Annotated in this window: 21 protein-coding genes; 9 read left to right on the forward strand and 12 right to left on the reverse strand. The window is 69.9% G+C overall.

From position 1 onward, the window contains the following. Positions 1 to 52 precede the first annotated feature (52 nt). On the reverse strand, positions 53 to 1,108 hold the full coding sequence (locus GQ57_RS01760; protein ID WP_034196908.1) for a 4-hydroxythreonine-4-phosphate dehydrogenase PdxA: 1,056 nt from the start codon (positions 1,106 to 1,108) through the stop codon (positions 53 to 55). Positions 1,109 to 1,223: 115 nt separating this feature from the next. Between GQ57_RS01760 and GQ57_RS01765 the strand changes: the two genes are divergently transcribed. Next, a complete protein-coding gene (locus GQ57_RS01765; RefSeq protein ID WP_034196909.1) occupies positions 1,224 to 2,168 on the forward strand; it encodes a LysR family transcriptional regulator in 945 nt (314 codons plus the stop codon). Positions 2,169 to 2,247: 79 nt separating this feature from the next. Here the strand turns inward: GQ57_RS01765 and GQ57_RS01770 are convergent, their stop codons facing one another. Continuing rightward, a complete protein-coding gene (locus tag GQ57_RS01770) occupies positions 2,248 to 3,519 on the reverse strand; it encodes an MFS transporter (RefSeq protein WP_034196910.1) in 1,272 nt (423 codons plus the stop codon). Between the two features lie 175 nt (positions 3,520 to 3,694). Between GQ57_RS01770 and GQ57_RS01775 the strand changes: the two genes are divergently transcribed. After that, complete coding sequence (locus GQ57_RS01775) at positions 3,695 to 4,381, forward strand: hypothetical protein (protein WP_034196911.1); 687 nt, start codon at positions 3,695 to 3,697, stop codon at positions 4,379 to 4,381. A gap of 17 nt (positions 4,382 to 4,398) precedes the next feature. Here the strand turns inward: GQ57_RS01775 and GQ57_RS01780 are convergent, their stop codons facing one another. The 3 genes from GQ57_RS01780 to GQ57_RS01790 all read right to left on the reverse strand — a co-directional run bounded on the left by GQ57_RS01780 (position 4,399) and on the right by GQ57_RS01790 (position 6,582). After that, the gene (locus GQ57_RS01780) at positions 4,399 to 5,484 is read right to left on the reverse strand and encodes an ATP-binding protein (RefSeq protein WP_034196912.1); all 1,086 of its coding nucleotides are present in this window, start codon (positions 5,482 to 5,484) and stop codon (positions 4,399 to 4,401) included. Next, the gene (locus GQ57_RS01785; protein WP_031397238.1) at positions 5,481 to 6,218 is read right to left on the reverse strand and encodes a response regulator; all 738 of its coding nucleotides are present in this window, start codon (positions 6,216 to 6,218) and stop codon (positions 5,481 to 5,483) included. Before GQ57_RS01785 ends, GQ57_RS01780 begins: the two co-directional genes overlap by 4 nt. Positions 6,219 to 6,366: 148 nt before the next feature. Further along, on the reverse strand, positions 6,367 to 6,582 hold the full coding sequence (locus GQ57_RS01790; RefSeq protein ID WP_031397239.1) for a DUF1737 domain-containing protein: 216 nt from the start codon (positions 6,580 to 6,582) through the stop codon (positions 6,367 to 6,369). Between the two features lie 182 nt (positions 6,583 to 6,764). On the opposite strand from GQ57_RS01790, the gene GQ57_RS01795 reads away from it, so the two are divergent. The 6 genes from GQ57_RS01795 to GQ57_RS01820 all read left to right on the forward strand — a co-directional run bounded on the left by GQ57_RS01795 (position 6,765) and on the right by GQ57_RS01820 (position 12,353). After that, the gene (locus tag GQ57_RS01795) at positions 6,765 to 7,439 is read left to right on the forward strand and encodes a histidine phosphatase family protein (protein WP_031397240.1); all 675 of its coding nucleotides are present in this window, start codon (positions 6,765 to 6,767) and stop codon (positions 7,437 to 7,439) included. 19 nt (positions 7,440 to 7,458) lie between these two features. Further along, a complete protein-coding gene (locus GQ57_RS01800; protein ID WP_034196913.1) occupies positions 7,459 to 8,490 on the forward strand; it encodes a phosphotransferase in 1,032 nt (343 codons plus the stop codon). Between the two features lie 58 nt (positions 8,491 to 8,548). Further along, entirely contained in the window at positions 8,549 to 9,313 is a 765-nt protein-coding gene (locus GQ57_RS01805; protein ID WP_031397242.1) for an SDR family oxidoreductase, read from the forward strand. Between the two features lie 7 nt (positions 9,314 to 9,320). Beyond that, on the forward strand, positions 9,321 to 10,079 hold the full coding sequence (locus tag GQ57_RS01810; RefSeq protein ID WP_031397243.1) for an SDR family NAD(P)-dependent oxidoreductase: 759 nt from the start codon (positions 9,321 to 9,323) through the stop codon (positions 10,077 to 10,079). 47 nt (positions 10,080 to 10,126) lie between these two features. After that, positions 10,127 to 11,371, forward strand: coding sequence for an acyl-CoA dehydrogenase family protein (locus GQ57_RS01815; protein WP_034196914.1), 1,245 nt, complete (start codon positions 10,127 to 10,129; stop codon positions 11,369 to 11,371). Between the two features lie 76 nt (positions 11,372 to 11,447). Beyond that, positions 11,448 to 12,353: a LysR family transcriptional regulator gene (locus tag GQ57_RS01820; RefSeq protein ID WP_031397245.1), complete on the forward strand. Its 906-nt coding sequence runs from the start codon at positions 11,448 to 11,450 to the stop codon at positions 12,351 to 12,353. 12 nt (positions 12,354 to 12,365) lie between these two features. On the opposite strand, the gene GQ57_RS01825 is transcribed toward GQ57_RS01820, so the two are convergent. The 4 genes from GQ57_RS01825 to GQ57_RS01840 all read right to left on the reverse strand — a co-directional run bounded on the left by GQ57_RS01825 (position 12,366) and on the right by GQ57_RS01840 (position 18,950). Further along, positions 12,366 to 15,404: an FAD-binding and (Fe-S)-binding domain-containing protein gene (locus tag GQ57_RS01825; protein WP_034196915.1), complete on the reverse strand. Its 3,039-nt coding sequence runs from the start codon at positions 15,402 to 15,404 to the stop codon at positions 12,366 to 12,368. A 40-nt stretch (positions 15,405 to 15,444) separates the two neighbouring features. Continuing rightward, positions 15,445 to 16,206 carry a 2-keto-4-pentenoate hydratase gene (locus GQ57_RS01830; protein ID WP_034196916.1) on the reverse strand — a complete coding sequence of 254 codons (762 nt, stop codon included), beginning with the start codon at positions 16,204 to 16,206 and terminating at the stop codon, positions 15,445 to 15,447. A gap of 52 nt (positions 16,207 to 16,258) precedes the next feature. Beyond that, positions 16,259 to 17,533, reverse strand: a complete 1,275-nt coding sequence (locus GQ57_RS01835; protein ID WP_031397248.1) for an MFS transporter — start codon at positions 17,531 to 17,533, stop codon at positions 16,259 to 16,261. A gap of 196 nt (positions 17,534 to 17,729) precedes the next feature. After that, a complete protein-coding gene (locus tag GQ57_RS01840) occupies positions 17,730 to 18,950 on the reverse strand; it encodes a pyridoxal-phosphate-dependent aminotransferase family protein (RefSeq protein WP_031397249.1) in 1,221 nt (406 codons plus the stop codon). A 183-nt stretch (positions 18,951 to 19,133) separates the two neighbouring features. Between GQ57_RS01840 and GQ57_RS01845 the strand changes: the two genes are divergently transcribed. Further along, positions 19,134 to 19,838, forward strand: coding sequence for a GntR family transcriptional regulator (locus GQ57_RS01845; RefSeq protein ID WP_031397250.1), 705 nt, complete (start codon positions 19,134 to 19,136; stop codon positions 19,836 to 19,838). Positions 19,839 to 19,953: 115 nt separating this feature from the next. On the opposite strand, the gene GQ57_RS01850 is transcribed toward GQ57_RS01845, so the two are convergent. From GQ57_RS01850 to GQ57_RS01860, 3 genes are all read right to left on the reverse strand, one after another. Further along, positions 19,954 to 21,054 (reverse strand): porin, encoded by a 1,101-nt coding sequence (locus tag GQ57_RS01850; protein ID WP_031397251.1) that lies wholly within the window; start codon positions 21,052 to 21,054, stop codon positions 19,954 to 19,956. Positions 21,055 to 21,216: 162 nt separating this feature from the next. Next, positions 21,217 to 22,851: an HAL/PAL/TAL family ammonia-lyase gene (locus GQ57_RS01855; RefSeq protein ID WP_034196917.1), complete on the reverse strand. Its 1,635-nt coding sequence runs from the start codon at positions 22,849 to 22,851 to the stop codon at positions 21,217 to 21,219. 17 nt (positions 22,852 to 22,868) lie between these two features. Next, positions 22,869 to 24,191: an MFS transporter gene (locus tag GQ57_RS01860; RefSeq protein ID WP_031397253.1), complete on the reverse strand. Its 1,323-nt coding sequence runs from the start codon at positions 24,189 to 24,191 to the stop codon at positions 22,869 to 22,871. Position 24,192: the final 1 nt, after the last annotated feature.

Below are 24,192 nucleotides of genomic sequence, written 5' to 3' on the forward strand. Positions count from 1 at the left end.
TCTCCGAGAGTCGATGTTGTCGTGTGTGAAAGGCGGGCGGCCGGCGCGGCCGTCACGCGGGAATGGCGGGGGTGCGGCGCGCGGCGCCCATCCGGCACGCAATCTGCAGCGCCTGCCAGGTCGCGCCGACGTCGGCCGTGCCGCGACCCGCGATGTCGTACGCGGTGCCGTGCGCGGGCGTCGTGATCGGCACGGGCAGCCCGCCCTGCACGGTCACGCCGCGCGAGAAGCCGAGCAGCTTGATCGCGATCTGCCCCTGGTCGTGGTACATCGTGACGATCGCCTGGTAATCGCCGGCCTGCGCCTTCAGGAAGATCGTGTCGGCGGGGAACGGGCCGTGGAACGGCGCGTCGGTCGGCCAGTCGCGCGACTGCAGCCTGCGCACCGCCGGCTCGATGATGTCGACTTCCTCGCGGCCGCAGCTGCCGCCGTCGCCGCCGTGCGGGTTGAACGCGGCGATCGCCACCTTCGGCGCCGCGACGCCGTTCGCGAGCAGCGACCGGTAGATCAGTTCGGAGGCCTGCTCGATCCGCTCGATGCTCAGGCAGCCGGCCGCGTCCTTCAGCGGGATGTGCGACGAGATGCGGGCCGTCCACAGTTCGCCGAGCGTGTTGAATTCGCAGAAATAGCCGGTCACGCCGAGCGCCTCGGCGAAGTGGTGCAGCTCGTCGTCGTGGCGCAGCCCGCCGAGCTTCATCGCGTATTTGTTCAGCGGCGCGAAGCAGATCGCGTCGATGTCGCCGGCGAGCGCCGCGTCGAGGCAGCGGTCGAGCACGGCGAGCGTCGAGCGGCCGCCGGCCGCGCCGGGCTGGCCGACGGCGACCAGCGCGGGATCGATCGTGTCGACTTCGACGAAGGCGGCGCGCGCGCTCGACGGCCGGCCGCGCACGTCAGCCAGCGACGCGACGGGTTCGACGTCGACCGTGACGCCGGCGGTGCGCTGGCCGGCTTCCCACAGCCAGCGATCGCCGATCAGCACGAGATTCGCGCGGGCGGTCGCGTCGGGGCGGGCGAGCAGTTTCGCGATCAGTTCGGCGCCGATGCCGGCGGGGTCGCCCAGCGTCAGTGCGACGACGGGCAGGGGGGAGGCGGTCGAGGGGGCGTTCATGCGGTGTCTCCGGTGGCGGCGCGTGGCCGTTCGTGTATGGGGTTCATGCTAGGTAGACGGAATGAGTCGGTAAATTGAAAACTCTTGATGAATCGATAACCAGGAGTAATCGGAAATGGGCTCGATCGACCGACGAGACTCGACCCCGCAGTTGCTGAACCGGCTGCGCATGCGCCAGATCGCGCTGCTGCTGGCCGTGGACGAATGCTCGACGCTGCGCGCGGCGGCCGAGCAGATGGGCCTCACGCAGCCGGCCGCGACGAAGATGCTGGCCGAGCTGGAGAGCGCGCTCGGCCAGCGGCTGTTCGACCGGATCGGGCGCGGGCTCGTGGTGAATCCGGCCGGCGAGCGCGTGCTCGGCTATTTCCGCGGAATTCGCGGCAGTGTGGAGGCGCTGAACCGCGAGCTCGGCGAGCTGCAGCTCGGCAGCGCGGGGCGGCTCGCGATCGGCAGCATCATGGCGGCGTCGCCGGGGCGGCTGACCGAGGCGCTGGTGCAACTGAAGGCGCGGTATCCGCTGCTCGCGATCGACATCGCGGTGGACACGAGCGACCGGCTGATGCCGCAGTTGCGCGAAGGCGTGCTCGAAGTGGTGATCGGCCGCAACGTCGGGACCGATTGCGACTTCCGCGTGGTCGACGACGAGGCGCTCGCGATCATCGCGGGCCGCGATCATCCGCTCGCGGGCGCGGGGCCGGTCGGATTCGACGCGCTGCTCGATTACGCCTGGATCCTGCAGCCGGCCGGCAGCCCGGCGCGCGAGGTCGTCGAGCGCGAGTTCCGCGCGCGGCACCGGCCGATGCCGCGCGGGCTGGTCGAGACGGGGTCGATCCTGACGACGATGAACCTCGTCGACCGTTCGCCGATGCTCGGCGTGATTCCGCTGACGGTGGCGAAGCGCAACGCGGAGCACGGGCTGGTCGCGATCATCGATTTCGCGCTCGAACAGAAGCTGCCGTCGTACGGCAGCCTCGTGCGGCGCGACCGGCCGCTGAGCGTGCCCGCGCAGCAGTTTCTCGCGCTGTTTCATGGAGACGGGGCGGGGGCGGGCGGCGGCTGACTACGCGGTGCGGCGCGCCGTCCGCGCCGTCCGCGCACCGCGGAGCGGCCCGAGGCGCGCCGGCGGCGCGGGGGCGGTTTCAACGCACCGACGGTGCGGCGGGCGCGTCGGCGAGCGGCGGCGGCGATGCCGACAGCGTGCGGTCCGGGCGAATCCGCAGCGCGGCGACGATGCCGATCAGCAGCATCGCGACCGAGCCGACGAACGGCACCGTCCAGCTTCCCGTACGGTCGACGAGCAGGCCGAACAGGATCGGCGACAGGATGCCCGAGATCGCGGAACCGGCGTTCATCATCCCGCTCGCGATGCCGGCGTGGGTCGGCGCGATGTCGCTCGGCACGGCCCAGATCGGCCCGATCGTCAGTTCGAGGCACAGGAACGACCCGGACAGGCACAGCGCGACGCCGGCCGTCGAGTGCACGAACGCGAGCGGCAGCAGGCAGGCGAGCGCGCCGGCGAAGCTCGCGACGATCACGCTCTGGCGCGACAGCGCGAGGTTGCCGGTCTTCCGGTAGATGCGGTCGCAGAGCCAGCCGCCGAGCGTGTCGCCCACCACGCCCGCGAAGAACACGCCGGACGCGAACAGCGCGGTCGATTTCAGGTTCAGGCCCTGGCCGTTCAGGAAGAAGGTCGGCAGCCACGTGAAGAACAGCCAGGCGGTCCAGCCGTAGCAGAAGTAGACGAAGATCGCCGGCGCCATCCGGCGCAGCAGCGGCCCCCACGGCGTCGGGCCGGACGGCGGCGCGGGGCGGGCGGCGCGCGCGCGGCCGTCGTCGTCGACGCGCGGATGTTCGCGGAAGCCGACGATCCACCACGCGAGCCATACGAGCGTCACCGCGCCGATCACGAAGAACGCGGCGCGCCACGACAGCCACGTCATCAGCGCGGCGACGATCGGCGGCGTGACCGCATTGCCGAGCCGCGAGAACGAATGCGTGAAGCCCTGCACGACGCCGCGCCGCTCGCGCGGGAACCAGTGCGTGATCGCGCGCGCCTGGGCCGGCAGCGTCGCGCCTTCGCCGATGCCGAGCAGCAGGCGCGCGGCGAACAGCAGGCCGAGGCTGTGCACGAGCCCCGTCATGAAGGTGGAGGCGACCCAGATCAGCCCGCAGCCGATCAGCGTGATGCGGGCGCCGAACCGGTCGGCGATCCAGCCGCCGCCGATCTGGCAGATTGCATACGAATACGCGAACGCGGAAAATGCGACGCCGAGCTCGGTATTCGACAGGCCGAGTTCGGCCTTGATCGCGCCGGCCGCGGTCGCGAGGTTGACGCGGTCGACGTAGAGGATGAACGAAAGCGCGCACAGCAGCCACAGCGTGTGGCGCCGTTGACGATGGTCGTTGGGCATGTGTCTCACTCCATGTTCGTGCGCGGCATGGCGATGACGCCGCGTTCACTGGCGAGGCCAGCATCGCGCGGCGGCGGAGACACTGTCTAATGAATCTTTGGGATCAATCGATAACCCCGGGTATTCAATCCTGTTCCGGCCGGGCCGGACGCAACGGAACGCCACAGGTGAAGCATTGACCGACAACGAAGAACTTTCGCTGCGCCCGGAGAGCCGCTTCTGGCAGCTCGCGCCGGTGAAATGGTGGATCCGCGGGCACGGCCGCGACGGCTATTCGTTCCGTCTGCTGCTGGGGCCGCTCGTGATCGTGTTCGTGCTCGAATTCGTCTGCATGATGTTCGAAGCGCTGTACCCGAGCATCGCCATCAGCGCGGTGGCGACGCTGTTTCTCGGCATCGGCGGGTTCTACGGCGCGCAGCGCGAATGGCTCGTGACGTCCGCGGCCGCACGCGCGCTCGTGAAGGCGCGCATGAAGAAGGCGGCCGAGCGCTTCTCGTCGCTCGGCGTCGGCGCGACCGTGCTCGCGATCTTCGTCGCCGCGACGTCGCTGTCGCTCGTGATGTCCGGCCAGCCGGTGCTGGACAGCGTGTCGAAGGAAGCGGTGTCGATCTTCATCGCGCTGGTGTTCCTGCCGGTGTACGTGTCCGGCGCGGTGCGCAAGCTGGCGATCGCGCGGATCGAGGAACTGGAGGCGCTGCGCAACGCGACGGTCGGCACGCGCCTGAAATTCGACCGGGCCGGCGCCGTGCGCGCGGTGGTCGTGCAGGGCGCGGCTGGCAAGGGGACGGTGTCCGTGACCGAGTACACGGTGCTCGGGTTCAGCCCGCCGCTCGAGCAGGTCGGGCGCGAACCGCGCGCTTGAGGGGGCGGAGCGCCGCCTTACGCCGGAAAGCGCGCGTCGTGGGGCGTCGGCACGAGGTTGTCGGGCCATTGCACTTCGAATCGCGTGCCGCCCGCCCCGGACGGCATGCAGACGGCTTCGCCGCGATGTGCATGCGCGATCGCCGCGACGACGGCGAGCCCGAGCCCGCTGCCGCCGGGCTGCGATTCGTCGCCGCGCCGGAAGGCCTTGAACACGTGCGCCGCGAAATCGGCCGGGATGCCGGGGCCGTCGTCCTCGACGCGCAGCCGGCACAGGCCGCGCTCGACGCGCGTCTGGATCCGGATCGTGCCGGGCACCGCGTGACGGCGCGCATTTTCCAGCAGCGCGAGCAGGGCCTGGCGGATGCGAACCGGGTCGCAGCCCATGCGCCGCGGGTCGAGATCGAGTACCGGGCGCTGGCCGGCGGCCTGCAGCGCGTGCGCGAACACGTCGACCACGGCGCGCACCTCGGCGGCGAGGTCGGTGTCGCGGATCTCGATGCTCAGGTGGCCGCCGTCGGCGAGGCTGACCACGCGCAGATCCTCGATCAGCCGCGTCAGCCCCTCGACCTGCGCGAGCAGGCTGCGGAACTGCGCCTCGTCGGGCTGGAACACGCCTTCGGCGAGCCCCTGCAGGCGCCCGCGCAGCACGGTCACGGGCGTGCGCAGTTCGTGCGCGATCGCCGCGTTCCAGATGGCCTGCTCGTTGGTGACGCGCTGCAGCTCGTCGGCGAGCGCGTTGAAGTGATCGGCGAGCAGCGCGGCTTCGTGCAGCGAGCGGTCGCCCGCGACGGCGCGCGCGTCGAGATCGCCGCGCGCGACGCGGCGGATGCTGTCCGTGACCGAGTTGAGCGGCACGAGGATGCGGCGCGCGAGATTGACCGCGACCGCCACCGACAGCGCGAGGCCGACCGACGTGGTCGAGATCAGCCACACCCATTCCGGCCCGGTCGGCAGCAAGCTCTTCGTGTCGAATTTCGCGGGCCAGTAGTTGAACGCGAAGTAATAGAAGGTGTAGGCGGTGATCACCATCAGCAGCGTCACGCCGAACACCATCCCGGCCATCGTCAGCGCGATCTGGCGGCTCAGGCCCTCGAGCTTCATTCGCCGCTCCACAGCTTGTAGCCGACGCCGCGGACGCTCGCCGGCACGCCCTGTACGCCGAGATCGTCGAGCTTCTTGCGCAGCTTGCTGACGTGGCTGTCCACCGTGCGTTCCAGCGCATCGCCTTCCGGCAGGCAGGCGGCCATCAGCTCGGCGCGGCTGAACACGCGCCGCGGCGCACGCGCGAGCTGCGCGAGCAGCTTGAACTCGGTGAGCGTCAGCACGAGCGTGTGGCGCGTGCGGCCGACCTCGACCGTGGCCTCGTGGCGTTCGAGATCGATCTCGAACGGCGCGGCGCGCAGCACGCGCTGTTCTTCCTGGCGCGTGCCGGCCATCGAGCGGCGCAGCACGGCCTGCGCGCGCGCGACGACTTCGGCCGGGTTGAACGGCTTGACCACGTAGTCGTCGGCGCCGATGCGCAGCCCGGTCAGCTTGTCGATGTCCTGGTCGAGCGCGGTCAGCATGATGACCGGCGTGTCGCCGCGATGGCGGATCTCGGCGAGCACTTTCCAGCCGTCGACGTGCGGCATCTGCACGTCGAGCAGCACGAGGTCGGGCTTCAGCGACAGGTGAAGTTCGAGCGCGCGGCGGCCGTCGGCGGCGTGCACGGTGCGCAGGCCGTTGCGCGCGAAATAGGCGATCAGGATCTCGGCGATCTCGGGCTCGTCCTCGGCAATGAGGACGAGCGCCTGGGCGCCCTGGCCGGCGCCGGAAGATGAGGAGGATTCGGGCATGGCCATTCGTTCAGGTCCATCGGGGTTCCATCGGATCGCCATACTACCGCACGGCTTGTGCCGCCGAACGGAGGAGGCGGCCCTGCCGGAACGGCCGGACCTGCGAGCGCGAAACAAGGCGCACCGGTGCGCCCGCCGCCCGCCGCGATCAGGCGCCGGAAGGGCCGTCGGGATCGCCGGGGCGGTCCGGCCAGAGCAGCGCCTGCGCGACGACGACGTGGTCGCCGTTGAAGGTGGCGGCGGGCGATCCGTACAGGCGGTAGCCGAGCGCCAGCGCGTCCGAAACGCGATGGCAGAACGCGGCGTCGTCCTTGCCTGTCAGCAGGCGGTAGCGGGGCAGGTTGTCGGGCGGGGAATGCGGCATGGGCGGGTTCCTTGCATCGGGCCGGGCGGAGCAGTATAGGTCGGCCGGCCCGGCGGCGCGCGCCGGCGTGGCGGAATGGCGAATCGGTCATTCCGATGGTGAATGCCGGGCCATTCATCAAATAAATTTTAAAAATGCCGGACCGCTCGCTATGCTGAATCCTTCTATCTGGCGGGCATGCGATGGCTGAACTCTTTCTGGTACGGCACGGGCAGGCGTCGTTCGGCACCGACGACTACGACCGGCTTTCCGCGGGCGGCGAGCAGCAGGGCGTCTGGCTCGGCGAGTACTTCGCACGGCAGGGGCTGGCATTCGACCGCGTGATCTGCGGCACGATGAACCGCCACGCGCAGACGGTCGACGCGATCCTGCGCGGAATGGGCCGCGAGGGCGCGCCGGTCGATCGCCATCCGGGCCTGAACGAATACGACTTCCACGGGCTGTTCGCGGCCGCCGCCCACGACCATCCGGAGATCGCGCGGCTCGCCGCCGGCTCGATGAAGGCACACTTTCGCGCGCTCCGGCAGGTGCTGCAGCTGTGGACCGAGGACAAGCTCGGCGACGCGGCCCCCGAAACCTGGGCGCACTTCCAGCAGCGCGTCGCCGACGCGCGCGCCGCGATCCGCCACGGCGGCGGCCAGCGCGTGCTCGCGGTGAGCTCCGGCGGCCCGATCGCGGTCACCGTGCAGCAGGTGCTCGCCGCGCCGCCGTCGAGCGCGATCGCGCTGAACCTGCAGATCCGCAACAGCAGTCTTTCGCAGTTTTTCTTCAACGCCGATGCGTTCCACCTCGCGTCGTTCAACGGCATCCCGCATCTGGAGGATCCCGAACGGCACGCGCTGCGAACCTACGGCTGACCCACGAACGATCGCGACGATGACGAACCCTTCCCAGCAACTCGACGCAGCCCGCCTCACGCGCTATCTGGAAACGCACCTGCCGGGCTTCGAAGGCCCGGTCGACATGGAGAAGTTTGCCGGCGGCCAGTCGAATCCGACTTTCCTGCTGAACGCGAAGAGCGGCCGCTACGTGCTGCGCCGCCAGCCGCCGGGCGAACTGCTGAAGTCCGCGCACGCGGTCGACCGCGAATTCCGCGTGCTGACCGCGCTGTCGGGCACCGCGGTGCCGGTCGCGCACCCGTATCACCTCTGCGTCGACCGCGACGTGATCGGCAGCCTGTTCTACGTGATGAGCTTCGAGGACGGCCGGATCTTCTGGGATCCCGCGCTGCCGGAACTGCCGAAGGACGATCGGGCGGCCTGCTACGACGCGCTGCTGCGGACGATGGCCGCGCTGCACGACGTCGACGTCGACGCGGTGGGCCTGGCCGACTACGGCCGCCCCGGCAACTATTTCGAACGCCAGATCGGCGTGTGGACGAAGCAGTATCGCGCGGCCGAAACGGAGCGCCTCGACGCGATGGAGACGCTGATCGACTGGCTGCCGAAGGCGTGCCCCGAGGATATGGGCCGGCCGGCGCTGGTGCACGGCGATTTCCGGATCGACAACCTGATGTTCGCGCGCGACGGCTACCGCGTGCAGGCCGTGCTCGACTGGGAACTGTCGACGCTCGGCAACCCGCTCGCCGATCTCGCGTATTTCTGCATGTGCCTGCGGCTGCCGGCCGGCGGGCAGGTGCGCGGGCTCGCGGGCCAGGATCGCGCGGCGCTCGGCATCCCGGACGAAGCGGCGATCGTCGCGCGCTATTGCGAACTGCGCGGCATCGAGCCGATCCGCGACTGGCACTTCTATCTCGCGTTCAGTTTCTTCCGGCTCGCGGCGATCGCGCAGGGCGTGAAGGCGCGCGCGCTGCAGGGCAACGCGTCGAGCGAGCAGGCGCTGCGCGTCGGCGCGATGGCCGGGCGGCTCGCCGAACTGGCCGTCGGCGTGATCGACGCACACCGCTGAGATCGCCGGCTTCACTGCACGGCGGCATGACATTCCATCAATGGAGGAGCACGGCAACATGGCAACGAATCTGTTCGACCTGACGGGCAAGATCGCCCTCGTGACGGGCGCGAGCCGCGGCATCGGCGAGGAAATCGCAAAACTGCTGGCGGAGCAGGGCGCGCACGTGATCGTGTCGAGCCGCAAGCGCGACGACTGCCAGGCCGTGGCCGACGCGATCGTTGCGGCGGGCGGCAGCGCCGAGGCGCTGGCCTGCCACGTCGGGCGGCTGGAGGACATCGCCGCGACGTTCGAGCACATCCGCGGCAAGCACGGGCGGCTCGACATCCTGGTGAACAACGCGGCCGCGAACCCGTATTTCGGGCACATCCTCGATACCGACCTCGCCGCGTTCGACAAGACCGTCGACGTGAACATCCGCGGCTACTTCTTCATGTCGGTCGAGGCCGGCAAGCTGATGAAGACGCACGGCGGCGGCGCGATCGTCAACACGGCGTCGGTGAACGCGCTGCAGCCGGGCGACCGGCAGGGCATCTACTCGATCACGAAGGCGGCCGTCGTCAACATGACCAAGGCGTTCGCGAAGGAGTGCGGGCCGCTCGGGATCCGCGTGAACGCGCTGCTGCCGGGCCTCACGAAGACGAAGTTCGCGGGCGCGCTGTTCGCGGACAAGGACATCTACGACGCGTGGAAGGCGAAGATTCCGCTGCAGCGCCACGCGGAGCCGCACGAAATGGCCGGCACCGTGCTGTATCTGGTGTCGGACGCGGCGAGCTACACGAACGGCGAATGTATCGTCGTCGACGGCGGCCTGACGATCTGAGCGCGCGATGAACATCGACAGCTACGCCGGGCAGGCCGTGATGATCACCGGCGCCGCGAGCGGCTTCGGCGCGCTGCTCGCGGGCGAGCTTGCCGCGATGGGCGCGCGGCTGGCGCTCGGCGATCTGCACGGCGAGGCGCTCGAACGCGTGGCCGCGCCGCTGCGCGCGGCCGGTGCGGACGTGATCGCGCGGCGCTGCGACGTGCGCGTGGAGGCGGAAGTGGCCGCGCTGGTGCAGGCGGCCGCGGCCCGCTTCGGGCGGCTCGACGTCGGCATCAACAACGCGGGCATCGCGCCGCCGATGAAGGCGCTGATCGATACCGACGAAGCCGATCTCGACCTGAGCTTCGCGGTGAACGCGAAGGGCGTGTTCTTCGGGATGAAGCACCAGATCCGCCAGATGCTCACGCAGCACGCGGGCGTGATCCTGAACGTCGCGTCGATGGCAGGGCTCGGCGGCGCGCCGAAGCTGGCCGCGTACGCGGCGTCGAAGCATGCGGTGGTCGGGCTCACGAAGACGGCCGCGCTCGAATACGCGCGCCACGGCATCCGCGTGAACGCGGTGTGCCCGTTCTACAGCACGACGCCGATGGTCACCGAAGGCGATATCGGCGACCGCCAGGCCTTTCTCGCGCAGGGCTCGCCGATGAAGCGGCTCGGCCGGCCCGAGGAAATCGTCGCGACGATGCTGACGCTGTGCGCGAAGGAAAACACCTATCTGACCGGGCAGGCCGTCGCCGTCGACGGCGGTGTCTCGGCGTTCTGACCGAACCGGACGAAGCTGACCGGACGAACCGAATCGAGGAGTCGATCATGGATTTTGGCTACACCCCGAAAGTGGAAGAACTGCGCGAGCGCGTGCGCGCGTTCATGGACGCGCACATCGTGCCGCGCATTCGCCAGTGGAACGAGGAAGTGCATGCGGGCAAGTATCCCGTGTCGTTCATGGAAGACCTGAAGGCGCGCGCGAAAGCGGAAGGGCTGTGGAACCTGTTCCTGCCGCACCTGAAGGACGACGAGCCCGGCGTGGGCCTGACGAATCTCGAATACGCGCCGCTCGCCGAGATCATGGGGCGGGTGGGCTGGGCGTCGGAGGTGTTCAACTGCAACGCGCCGGATACCGGCAACATGGAGCTGCTGCACATGTTCGCGACGCCGGAGCAGCGCGAGCAGTGGCTGCTGCCGCTGCTGCGCGGCGAGATCCGCTCCGCGTTCGCGATGACGGAGCCCGACGTGGCGTCGTCGGACGCGACGAACATCACGACCCGCATCGAGCGCGTCGGCGACGAATACGTGATCAACGGCCGCAAGTGGTTCATCACCAACGCCGCGCATCCGAACTGCCGGATTTTCATCGTGATGGGCAAGACCGACCCCGAGGCCGAGTCGCACCAGCAGCAGAGCATGATCCTCGTGCCGCGCGACACGCCGGGCGTGACGATCGTGCGCAACATCACGGTGGTGAATCACCACGCGCCGGAAGGGCATTGCGAGATCACGTTCGACAACGTGCGCGTGCCGGTGCGCAACCTGCTCGGCCAGGAAGGCAGCGGCTTCGCGCTCGCGCAGGCGCGCCTGGGGCCGGGCCGCATCCACCACTGCATGCGTTCGATCGGCGCGGCCGAGCTCGCGCTGGAACTGATGATCGACCGCGCGCAGTCGCGCGTGGCGTTCGGCAAGCCGCTGAACCGGCACGGCACGGTGGGGGAATGGATCGCGCGATCGCGCATCGAGATCGACCAGGCGCGCCTGCTCGTGCTGAAGGCCGCATGGATGATCGACAAGGTCGGCGCGAAGGCCGCGCGCAAGGAAATCGCGATGATCAAGGCGCTCGTGCCGACGGTATATACGAACGTCTGCGATCGTGCGATGCAGGTGTTCGGCGCGGCGGGGTTGAGCCCCGATACGCCGCTCGCCGACCTGTGGACCTGGGGCCGCGCGCTGCGCTTCGCGGACGGCCCGGACGAGGTGCATCTGCAGGCGATCGCGCGGATGGAGATCAAGGACGGCGAGCCGGGTTCGACGGCCGCGTACCTGACGCCGCCGCCGCGCGGCTGAGCGCCGCGCCGCGATGCGCAGGGGCGTGGACGAACGGGCGGCGCGCGCCGTAAGATGCCGGCAAGGAGATCCGGCGATGCGCCTCTCGAAGATTGACCTGAACCTGTTCGTCGTATTCGACGCGATCTACACCAAGCGCAACCTGACGCGGGCGGCCGAGGTGCTGCATCTCACGCAGCCGGCCGTCAGCAACGCGCTCGCGCGGCTGCGCAAGACCCTCGACGATCCGCTGTTCGTCAGCACGCCGGCCGGGATGATGCCGACGCCGCTGGCCGAGAACATCGTCGGACGCGTGCGCGAGGCGATGCAGCTGCTCGATTCGAGTGCGCACGAAGGCGACGTGTTCGATCCCGCGTCGTCCACGCGCGTGTTCCGGATGAGCATGAGCGACCTCACCGAAGCGCTGCTGCTGCCCGCGCTCGGCGAGCTGCTGCAGACCCATGCGCCCGGCATGCACGTGCGCAGCTACACGATGGATCGCCGCGAGGTCGCGACCGCGCTCGCGAGCGGCTCGGTCGACATCGCGATCGACGCGCCGCTGATCGGCGATCCGCACCTGCACCAGGCGCTGCTCGTGCGCGACCGCTATGCGTGCATGATCCGGGAAGATCACCCGTTCAAGGGCGCGACGCTCACCATGGACGACTACCTGTCGATGGGACACATCCACGTGTCGAGCCGCCGCAAGGGCAGCGGGCACGTCGATGCGGAACTGACGCGCCTCGGGCTGCGCCGCACCATCCAGATGCGCGTGCAGCACTACATGGTCGCGCCGCTGATCGCGATGCGCGGCGATCTCGCGCTGACGGCGCCGCTGCGGTTGCTTCAGCGCTACCCGGCGCGCATTCTCGAACTGCCGTTCGAGATGCCGGGCCTCGAATACTTCTGCTACTGGCATCGCAGCGCCGATCAGGATCAGGGCAGCCGGTGGTTGCGCGAACAGCTGATGACGCTGATGGGCGGGATGGGCGAGCCGCGGTGACGCCCGCCCGGGTCATCGGTCGTTCAACGCCTGCGCCAGCACCCTGGCCACATGCACGGCCTGCGTCCGCGCGCCGTCCCTGATCTGATGCCGGCAACTCGTGCCGTCCGCGACGACGATCGCGCCGTCGGCCCGCGCGCGCACCGCCGGCAGCAGCGACAGCTCGGCCATCGCCTGCGACGCGTCGTAGTGTTCGGCTTCGTAGCCGAAGCTGCCGGCCATCCCGCAGCACGACGATTCGACCGGCGACACCTTGAGGCCCGGAATCCAGCGCAGCACGGCCTGCACCGGCGTGAACGCGTCGAAGGCCTTCTGGTGGCAGTGGCCGTGCACCAGCGCCTCGGGCGCGTCGATCCCGCGCAGCGGCAGGCGCAGCCGGCCGGCGTCGTGCTCGCGCACGAGAAACTCCTCGAACAGGAACGCATGGCGCGCGAGCCGCGCCGCTTCGTCGCCGTAGCCGTAAGCGAGAAACTCGTCGCGCATCGACAGCAGGCATGACGGCTCCAGCCCGACGATCGCGACGCCGCGTTCGAGGTACGGCCGCAGCGTGTCGAGCGTGCGCCTTGCCTCGGCCTTCGCTTCGTCCACGAGGCCGGCCGACAGGAACGTGCGGCCGCAGCACAGTGGCCGTTCGTCCTTGCGCACGTTGAAATGCACGGTATAGCCGGCCGCTTCGAGCACGGCCTGCGCGGCGCGTGCGTTGTCCGGTTCCTGGTAGTTGCTGAACGTGTCGACGAACAGCAGCACGTCGCGGGTCGCCGCGCCGGCTTGCGCGGGCGTCGAGGTCGCAACGGCATCCGCGTCCGCCAGGAACGGCCGCGCAAACGAAGGCAGCGCACGCTGCGGCGCAAGGCCGATCCAGCGCTTCAGCGCGGGCGCGACGACCGGCACGCCGTTCGCGAACGCGATCGCGCCGCGCATCCGCGCCGCCCACGGCGCATAGCGCGGCAGGTACGCGACGAGCCGTTCGCGCAGCGTCGCGCCGTGCTTGCGATGCCGCGCATGGCGCGCCTCGATCTTGAAGCGCGCCATGTCGACGCCCGTCGGGCAATCGCGCTTGCAGCCCTTGCACGACACGCACAGGTCGAGCGCGGCCTTCACGTCGTCGCCGGCGAGGCCGTCCGCGCCGAGCTGCCCCGTCACCGCGAGCCGCAGCGTGTTCGCGCGGCCGCGCGTCACGTGCTGCTCGTCGCGCGTCACGCGATAGCTCGGGCACATCGTGCCCGCATCGAACTTGCGGCAGTGGCCGTTGTTGTTGCACATCTCGACGGCCGACGCGAGCCCGTGCGTGACGTCGGCGCCCGTGCCGGGCGCGGTTTCGTCGCCGGTCAGCGGGTTGCGCGTGACGTTCCAGGCCGACCAGTCGAGCGCGGGCCGCAGCGGCAGCGCCGCATAGCCGGGCGCGAAGCGGAAGTTCTCGCGCGCATCCATGCGCGGCGGGTTGACGATCTTGTCGGGGTTGAAGCGGTTGTCCGGATCGAACAGCGTCTTGATCTCCGCGAACGCCGCATTGAGGCGCGGGCCGTACTGCCACGCAACCCATTCGCCGCGGCACAGCCCGTCGCCGTGCTCGCCCGAATACGCGCCCTTGTACTCGCGCACGAGCGCCGAGGCCTCTTCCGCGATCTCGCGCATGCGCGTCGCGCCGTCGCGCCGCATGTCGAGGATCGGCCGCACGTGCAGCGTGCCGACGCTGGCGTGCGCGTACCACGTGCCTTCGGTTTCGTGCTTGTGGAACACGTCGGTCAGGCGGCGCGTGTACTCGGCGAGATGTTCGAGCGGCACCGCGCAATCCTCGATGAACGACACCGGCTTGCCGTCGCCCTTCATGCTCATCATGATGTTCAGCCCGGCCTTGCGCACCTCCCACAGCGCCTTCTGCGCCCCCGCGTCGGTCATCTTCACGACGCTGCCGGGCAGGCCGAGATCGCCCATCAGCTCGTCGAGCCGGTCGAGCTGCGCGCGCTGCGCGTCGCGCGATTCGCCCGCGAATTCGACCAGCAGGATCGCCTGCGGCCGCCCGACCAGCGCCTGCCCGATCACCGGCCGGAACGCCGGGTTCTCCATCGACAGGTCGATCATCGTGCGATCGACGAGCTCGACGGCCGCCGGCTTCAGCTTCACGATGTGCTGCGCGGTGTCCATCGCCTGGTAGAAGGTCGGGAAGTTCACGACGCCGAGCGTCTTGTGCGCGGGCAGCGGCGCGAGCTTCAGCGTGATCTGGCGGCTGTGGGCGAGTGTGCCTTCCGAGCCGACGAGCAGGTGCGCGAGATTCGCGTGGCCGTCGTCGGTGTACGCACGCGGGTTCTGGCAGTCGAACAGGTCGAGGTTGTAGCCGGCCACGCGGCGCAGCACCTTCGGCACGCGCTCGACGAGCTCGTCGCGCTCGCGCTTCGCGATCCGTTCGACGCCGTGCAGCAGCTCGAGCGTGCGGCGATCGGTAACGGGCTGCGCGAGCGAACCGAACCGGCATTCGCTGCCGTCGGCGAGGATCGCGTCGATCGCCAGCACGTTGTGCACCATGTTGCCGTACTCGATCGAGCGCGATCCGCACGAGTTGTTGCCGGCCATCCCGCCGATCGTGCATTGCGCGCCGGTCGACACGTCGACCGGGAACCACAGCCCGTGCGGCTTCAGCCACGCGTTCAGATGGTCGAGCACGATGCCGGGCTCCACGGTGACGGTGCGCGCCTGCGCGTCGAATTCGACGATCCGGTTCAGCCATTTGCTGTGGTCGACGACGAGCGCCTCGCCGACCGTCTGCCCGCACTGGCTCGTGCCGGCGCCGCGCGCGAGCACGGGGATCTTGCGGTCGCGCGCGATGTCGAGCGCGATCCGCAGGTCGTCCTGGTCGCGCGGCACGACCACGCCGAGCGGCATGATCTGGTAGATCGAGGCGTCGGTCGCGTAGCGGCCGCGGCTCGCGCGATCGGCGTAGACGTCGCCGCGCATTTCACGGCGCAGCCGCTCGAACAGCGGCGACAGCGCGGCGCCTTGCGACGGCACGAGATGGACGGGGCGAACCAGCGAAGGCGGGACGGCGGATTTCATGGCGGCGGTCGGTATCGGGTGGAAACGGATCAGGCGTGGATCAGGCGAGCGTGACGCTGACGGGCGGCAGTCCCGCGATGCGGCCGACGGCCGTGCCCGCGGCCTGCGGGAAAAACATGCCCGTGTACGAGCCGGTCGTGACGACGGTGCCGGCCGGCAGCGCGATGCCGCGTCGCGATGCGTGATTGACGAGCCATGGCAGCAGGCGGCGCGGGTCGCCGGCGGGGTTGGCGCCTGGCGTCGTGCCGGTGATGTCGTGCCCGTCGAACGTAAACGCAGGGGCCGGCGCGACGAACGGGAAATCGGCGCGATAGCCGGTCATCTCGCCGAGCACGAGCGCGCCGTGGTTCTGCAGGTCGGCGAGCTGCGCGGCCGGTGCGACGTCCGGCCATTCATGGAAGCGGCTCGCGACGATCTCGATCGCGGCGCCCATCTGCGCGATGGCGTCGAACACGTCGTCGTCGGTATAGGCGGCCTCACGCGGCGTGAAGTCGCGGCCGAAGCGGAACGCGATCTCCAGTTCGAGCCCGAGCGGCCGGAACGCGCCGCGCGGCAGCGTGACGCCGCTCGCATGCCGGCAGTCGTCGGGCAGCGGGGCGCCCTGGATCGGGCCGTCGGGTTGCTTCGCGCCGACTTTCCATGCGCCGATCGCGGCGCGGCGTTCGCGCAGGAGCTGCGCCTGCACGGCATAGGCGGCGTCGGCGCCGGCGGGAACGAGTTCGGGCGGCAGCGCGGCGAACGCGATGCCGTGTTGCCAGCCGGCGGCGAGGCGGGCGGCGAGATCGTGAGTGGCTTGAGTCATCGTGGGCAGTGAAGAGGTGAGGAAGCGGGGCGGCGCGGCGCCCCGCGCGGCATCAGGCCGGCGAGCGGCCGGCGGCGGCCTGCGCGGCGGGTGCATCGGCGAAGCGGCTTTCCGGCTGCATGCGGAACGCGAGCAGCACGCCCACGCCCATCAGCACCATGCTGCCGATGAACGGCAGCTCCCAGCTGCCGAAGCGGTCGATCACGAAGCCGGAGATCACCGGCGACAGGATCGCCGCGAGCGCGGAGCCGGAATTCATCATCCCACTCGCGGTGCCGGAGTATTCCGGCGCGATGTCCATCGGCACGGCCCACATCGGGCCGATCGTCATTTCGGCGAAGAAGAAGCCGGCCGCGAGACACGCCATCGATACGTACAGGTCGTGCATGAACAGCAGCGGCAGCAGCGACAGCAGCGTGAGCAGCATGCAGATCGACACCATCCAGCTGCGCGCGCGCCTGAGGCTGCCGGTGCGCGCGAGGATGCGGTCGGTGACGACGCCGCCGAGCGTGTCGCCGATCACGCCCGCGAAGAACACCGCCGACGCGAACACGGCCGACTTCTTCAGGTCGAGGTCGTAGCTGTGCAGGAAGTACTGCGGAATCCAGCTCAGGAACAGCCACAGCGTCCAGCCGTAGCAGAAGTAGACGATCGTGACGGGCATCATCCGGCGGAACAGCGGGCCCCACGGCACTGTCGCGGGCTGCTGCTTCGGCGGCGGCAGCGCATCGAGTTCGGCCTGCGTGATGCGCGGGTGGTCCTTCGGGTGTTCGGTGTAGACGAGCGCCCAGACCGCGACCCAGACGAGGCTGATCGCGCCGCAGATGTAGAACGATTCGCGCCAGCCGTACACGGCCATCACCGCGACGACGGCGGCCGGCGCGACCGCGTTGCCGACGCGCGAGAACGCGTGCGTGATGCCCTGCGCGAAACCGCGTTTCTCGCGCGGCACCCAGCGCGACATCGCCGATGTCGCCGCCGGGAACGTCGCGCCTTCGCCGAGCCCGAGCAGCAGGCGCGCGGCGAGCAGCGACGCGAGGCCGCCGGCCATTCCGGTGAGCAGCGTCGCGACGGCCCACAGCAGCCCGCACGCGAGCAGCGTGCGGCGCGCGCCGAAGCGGTCGCTGACCCAGCCGCCGATGATCTGGAACACGAGATACGGATACGCGAACGCGGAGAACACGAGGCCGATCTCCGTCCTGTTCAGCCCGAATTCCTTGCCGAACCCGGCGGCGGCCGTGCTCACGTTCACGCGATCGAGATACGTGATGAAGTACATCACGCACAGCATCACCAGCACGATGCCGGTCGCTCGGAACAGCTTCATGTTTCGTCTCCTTGATGTTGTCTGACTGGCTGCCCGTGCCGGCGTCGAGGCCGGCCTCGGGGCGGGTCGTGCCGATGAAGCGGGGCGGGCGCGCGCCGGCGGCGGGCGAGGCGCGTCGCGACGGCCGCGCAGCCGCCCGTGAAGGGGAAAGGACTCGGCGGGCGGCGCGCCGGGTGCGCGCGCCGCCGGCCGGCGCTCAGGCCGCCGCGCGCAGGGCCGGTGCGTGCGGGCTCGCCGCGAGGTAGTCCATCGCCGCGACCACGCCGCTCGCGGCGACCGGCACGCCGGCGAGCCTCAGCCCCATCTCGCAGCCGGCGAGCGTGGCCATCAGCGTGAGGTCGTTGCAGTCGCCGAGGTGGCCGATGCGGAACATCGTCCCGCGCAGCTTGCCGAGCGCCTGCCCGAGCGACATGTCGAAGCGTTCGTAGATCAGCTTGCGCACGGCGTCCGCGTCGACGCCGTCCGGCATCATCACGCCGGTCAGCACGGGGCTGTAGACGGCCGGGTCCGCGCACTGGATCTCGAGGCCCCACGCGCGCACCGCGCGGCGCGTCGCTTCCGCGAGCCGCTGGTGGCGCGCGAACACCGCGTCGAGCCCTTCGCCGAGGATCATGTCGAGCGCCTCGGCGAGCCCGTACAGCAGGTTGGTGTTCGGCGTGTACGGCCAGTAGCCGTTCCGGTTCGCTTCGATGATGTCGTGCCAGCCCCAGAACGCGCGCGGCAGCCCGGCGTGCTCGCTCGCCGCGAGCGCCTTCGGCGACACCGCGTTGAAGCTGATGCCCGGCGGCAGCATCAGCCCCTTCTGCGAGCCCGATACCGTGACGTCGACGCCCCATTCGTCATGGCGGTAGTCGGCGGATGCGAGCCCCGAGATCGTGTCGACCATCAGCAGCGCCGGGTGCCCGGCCGCATCGATCGCGCGGCGCACCGCGGCGATGTCGGACGTGACGCCGGTGGACGTCTCGTTGTGCACCACGCACACGGCCTTGATGTCGTGCGCGGTGTCGGCGCGCAGGCGCGCCTCGATCAGGTCGGGCTGCACGCCGCGGCGCCAGCCCTCGATGCCCGGCAGGCCGAGGAATTCGGGCTTCAGGCCGAGCGCCTCGGCCATCTTCTTCCACAGCGTCGCGAAGTGGCCCGTCTCGTACATCAGCACGGTGTCGCCGGCGCTCAGCGTATTGGTCAGCGCCGCTTCCCACGCGCCGGTGCCCGACGCCGGATAGATGATCACCGGTTGCACGGTCTTGAAGATCTTCCCGATGCCGGCCAGCACCTTCAGGCCGAGCGCGCCGAATTCGGGGCCACGGTGGTCGATGGTCGGATAGCTCATCGCCCGCAGGATGCGGTCGGGCACCGGGCTCGGCCCCGGAATCTGCAGGAAGTGGCGGCCGGACGGATGGAAGTCGAGTTGCAGCATGGTCGTTCTGTCTCCTTGGTTGCATTTTGAATTTTGAATGCAAAATACTTTAGCAGAGCGATCGCGACGGAACCAAGCGCTGATTTCGCCGAAGATGCCGGTGTTTACCCGGCATTGGCGGGGCAATATTCGGGTCGGGCGAGTTGCAGTAGAATCGCGGGAAGCAAGAAGGAAGGACTTTGCATGCAAGATTTGAATGATCTGGAGCCTGCCGGCGGCGCGCCGGCACTGCCGAAACTGGAGCGGCAGCGGCTGCACGACACCGTCGTCGAGCACCTGCGCAAATTCATCGTCGAAGGCGTGCTGACGCCGGGCATGCGGCTGAACGAGCGCGAGCTGTGCGAGACGCTCGGCATCTCGCGCACGCCGCTGCGCGAGGCGTTCAAGGTGCTGGCGGCCGAGGGGCTGCTGGTGCTGTCGCCGAACCGCGGCGCGAGCGTGTACCGGATGAGCGAATCGGAGATCCGCGAGACCTTCGAGCTGATGTCGGGGCTGGAGGCGTTTTCAGGCGAGCTGGCCTGCGAGCGGATCACGCCGGCCGAGCTGGCGGAGATCAAGGCGCTGCATTACTCGATGCTCGCGTGCCGGATGCAGAACGACCTGCCCGGCTACTACAGCCGCAACCAGGAGATCCACGACCGCATCAACGAGGCCGCGCGCAATTCGGCGCTGCGCGCCACGTACCAGTCGATCAACCGGCGGATCATGTCGATGCGGTTCCGCTCGAACCAGCACGTCGAGAAGTGGGATCGCGCGGTGCACGATCACGAGGAGATGATCAAGGCGCTCGAGGCGCGGGACGGCAAGGCGCTCGCGGCGATCCTGCGCCGGCATCTGCTGGAGAAGCGCGACGCGGTGCTGCTGCTGCACGCGGAAGCCGGCGCCTGAGCGCGCACCGCGCGGGTTCGGAGCGCCGTGCGCGGGCCGGCCCGCTCGCCGCGGGTCGATCGGCTGAAGCGATCGACCCGCGGACGAGGCCGCGCCGGCCCCGTCGCGCGGGCCGTCAGAACGCGTGGCGAATGCCCGCGCGGCCGACCGCCTGCTTCTGGTTGCCGGACGGATTGAAGCCGGCGATCTGCGCGACTGGCGCGTCGCCGGCGGCCTTCTGGAACGCGCCCATCACGTAGACGCTGGTGCGCTTCGACAGCGCGTATTCGACGCTCAGGTTGAACTGGTGATACTTCGGCTCCGCGTTCGTCGCATGATCGCGGCCCGTCGTGTACGTATAGCCGGCGCCGACGGTCACGGCCGGCGTCGGCGTGACGAGCGTCGACAGCTCATAGTTCTGGAACGTCGCGTCGTGCCCCGCGCTGCCCTGCTGGAAGTTCGTGTTCGTGAAGTCGGCCAGCAGCTTGAGCCACTGCACGACCTGGTACGACGCGCCGACGCCGAACACCTTCTGCGCGCGCGCCGCGTCGAGGTAGTTGCCGTAGATCGCATTCGTGAAGCCGGGGTAGTTCTGGTAGCCCTGCGTCGATACACCCGGGTCGTTGATGCGCAGGTAGCCGACGCCGAAGCCCACCGGGCCCGCCGCGTAGCTGGCGCCGACGCTGAACGTCGCGTTGTCGGAGAAGCGGCCCGGCTGCCCGCCGAATGCATAGAGGCCGCCGAACGTGACGCCCGCGATCGTCGGGCTGCGGTACTTGACGGCGTTCGAGATCGGAAAGCCGTTGTCGGTGTTGTCCATGTCGTTCGGGTGTGCGAAGTAGTAGCCGCCGATGTTGCCGTTCAGCGTGAACGGCTCGACGTAGTCGACGATCGAATCCCACTGGCGGCCGAGCGTGAGCGTGCCGAGCTTCGTGTCGTTCAGGCCGACGTACGCGTTGCGCGAGAACGCGAGGCCGCTGCCGAGGCGGCCGGCGTTGAGGTCGAAGCCGCTTTCGAGCCGGAAGATCGCGCTCAGGCCGCCGCCGAGATCCTCGGTGCCGCGCACGCCCCAGCGGCTGCCGGCCGTCACGCCCGACGCCAGTTGCACGAGATGCTTGCCCTGCACGTTCGAGACGTAGTCGACGCCGTCCTCGACGATGCCGTACAGCGTGACGCTGCTTTGCGCATGAGCGGTGGCGGCCGCGGCGAGCGGCAGCGCGAACAGGATTCGTTTCATGATGAAGGTCCGGTGCGGAGTGGTTGTAAGACGGTGAACGGCGGTTCGATCCGGTGGCCGGTCGAGCGGCCGGGCGTACGTGCCGCGCGCCGCGATCGGGCGGCGATCGCGGCGGCGGGCGCGACGGCCCGTGGGTGACAGGAACGACGGGCGGCGCGCCGCTCAGTCGCGATACGCGCGCAGCAGCGCATCGGCGGCCCGGAAGTCGGGCGTGAGCGGGCGGTCGCGCTCGAGGAATGCGACCTTCGCACGCAGCGCGCGGTACAGCGGCTGCGTGGCCGGCGCGAGCGCGAACGACGGTTGCTTGCGCTGGCGCAGGTCGATCGCCTGCGAGGCCTCGATCAGTTCGAGGCCGAGCAGCGTGTAGCTCGCGTCGATCTGCGCCTGCACGCGCTGCACGACTTCCGGCGCGTTCGTCGCGATGTCCTCGATATTGCCGGCAACCGGCAGGTAGTCGAGCGACACGGGCATCGCCAGCGACTTCACGGCCATCGCGAGCGCGGTGGGCGGCTTCTCCATCGCGCCGAACGCGTGCACGGTGTCCTCGGTGCCGAGGAAGCGCGAGAGGCCGGTGAGGTGCGGGTCGTTCAGCTTGACGATGCGCTGCGCGGACGCGAGCGCGTTGTGGCCGAGCGCGAGCCCGAGCTGTTCGAACGCGAGCACCCACGGCAGCGGCTCGAAATTCGCGCTCGGCAGCACCGCGCCGCCGCCGTCGACATAGCCTGCCGCGTCCTGCACGCGGTTCGATTTCGGCGTGACACCGACCGCGACGCCGGGATTGTCGTCGCTCGAATTGAGCTGGACCTGCAGCAGCGCGCGCGCTTCGTCGTAGGTGCGATCCTCCTCGCCGAGCAGATAGACGCCGGAGCGGAAGCTGAGCGGGTCCTGCAGCGGCCGGTCCGGGTCGCGCTCCCACAGGCTGCTGCCCGCCAGCAGCGTGCGCAGCTGCGCGCCCGCGCGGAGCGTGGCCGGGAACGGCCGCAGCGCGAGCGTATCTTCGCGGAACGGCGACACGTTGCCGTTCAGCCCCTGCAGGCTCAGCGCGAACACGAGCTTCGACACGTGCGCGAGACGCGCCATGTCGGCAAGCGCGAGCGCCGCCATGCCGGCCGAATACGCGTTGGAACTCAGGATCGCGAGCGCGTCCTTGCCGTACGGGCGGATCGTCGCGATGCCGGCCGCCTTCAGCGCATCGGCGGCCGCCATCTTGCGGCCCTGGTAGTACACGTCGCCTTCGCCGAGCATCGCGAGGCCGACGTGGCTCAGGATCGTGATGTCGGCTTCGCCGATCGAGCCGTCCGCCGGCATCGCCGGCGTGACGCCGCGATCGAGGAACTGCGCGTACGCGTCGACGATCGCCGGCTGCACGCCGGCGCCGCCGTCGAGCATCGCGTTCAGGCGCGCGGCCATCGCGGCGCGGGCCACCCGCACGCTCATGTCGGGGCCGACGCTGCCCGAGTGCGCGTGGATCAGCCCGACGTTGAAGCGCGTCGACGCGTCGATCACCTCCTGCGACAGCTTGCCGTGCGCATCGACCATCTGGCGGTCCTTGTTGAGGCCGACGCCGACCGTCAGCCCGTAGATCTGCTGGCCGGCCGCGGCGGCCTTCAGCAGCACGTCGTGCGCGGCGACGACCCGCTGGCGGGCGGCCGGCGCGATCGACACGGCTTCGCCGTCGGCGATGCGCGCGATCGATTCGGGCGTGACGGTGCGGCCGTCGAGCAGGACGTCCGCGAAGGCGGGGACGGCGGCGAAAAGCGCGAGCGCGAGCGCGCTCCGCATGAGGAAGCGTTGCATGAAGCGGTTCTCCGGTTTCAGTCGTGACGTGAGGTGGAAGGCAAGGCGGCGATCGATGCGAGCGCGATGGCGCATGCGGCCATCACGTACCAGGCGGGTGCGAACGGGTTGCCGGACCGTTGCGTGAGCCACGCGAGGATCGCCGGCGCGAAGCCGCCGAAGATCGTCGCGGCGATGTTGTAGGACAGCGACATGCCGGTGGCGCGCACGCGGGTCGGGAACAGCTCCGACAGCGCGGCGGGCGCGACGCCGGTGAAGATCGCGACCATCACGCAGAACGCGCTCTGCACCGCGATCAGCGCGGCGAGCGTGTGCACGTCGGCGAGCCAGTGCAGCAGCGGGTACACCGACACGAGCATCAGCGCCGCGCCGGCCGTCAGCACCGTGCGCCGGCCGAAGCGATCCGACCAGCTTCCCGCGCATACGCAGGTGACGGCCATCAGGCAGTTGCCGACCAGCGACGCGACGAACGCGTCGCGCCCGTCGAAATGGAGCGCGCGCTGCACGTGCGTCGGCATGTAGATCACCAGCGCATACACGCACACGGCCCACAGCACCGAGAACCCGGTGCCGACCGCGAGTGCGCGCGGATGGTCGCGCACGACCTGCAGCAGCGGCGTCTTGCGTTCGGCCGGCGCGTGCGCGGCGCGCGCCAGCTCCGCGCGGAAATGCGGCGTTTCGTCGAGCGTCTTGCGCAGCCACAGGCCGACCGGCGCGATCGCGAGGCCGAGGATGAACGGAATCCGCCAGCCCCAGTCGCCGATCTGTTCGCGCGAGAGCACGAGCGTCACGGCGGTGGCGACCAGCGCGCCGAGGATGTTCGACGCGGCCATGCTTGCCTGCAGCCACGATGCGTAGCGGCCCTTGCGGTCCGCCGGCGCGTGCTCGATCAGGAACGCCGCGGCGCCGCCCACTTCGCCGCCGGCGGAGAAGCCCTGCAGCAGCCGGCCGCACAGGATCAGGAGCGGCGCGCCGATGCCGATCGCGGTGAACGGCGGCGCGAACGCGATGATGCCGGTGCCCGCCGCCATCACGAGGATGGTCAGCGTCAGCGCGGCCTTGCGGCCCGCGCGATCGCCGTACACGCCGATCGCCAGCGCGCCGAGCGGCCGCGCGATGAAGCCGATCCCGAACGCCATGAACGCCTCGACCAGCTCGGTGCCCGTGTTGCCGCGATGGAAGAAGTTCTGCGCGATGTACACGGCGAAGAACGCGTAGACGGAAAAGTCGTACCACTCCAGCGCGTTGCCGATCGACGCCGCGGCGATCGCTCGCCCGGCGCTCGACGTGGGGGGCGACGCGGCGATGGCCGTGTCGAGGGGAACCGCGGTTTGCTTCACA

Source organism: Burkholderia sp. MSh2, from assembly GCF_000731655.1.
Classification (GTDB): Bacteria; Pseudomonadota; Gammaproteobacteria; order Burkholderiales; family Burkholderiaceae; genus Burkholderia; species Burkholderia paludis.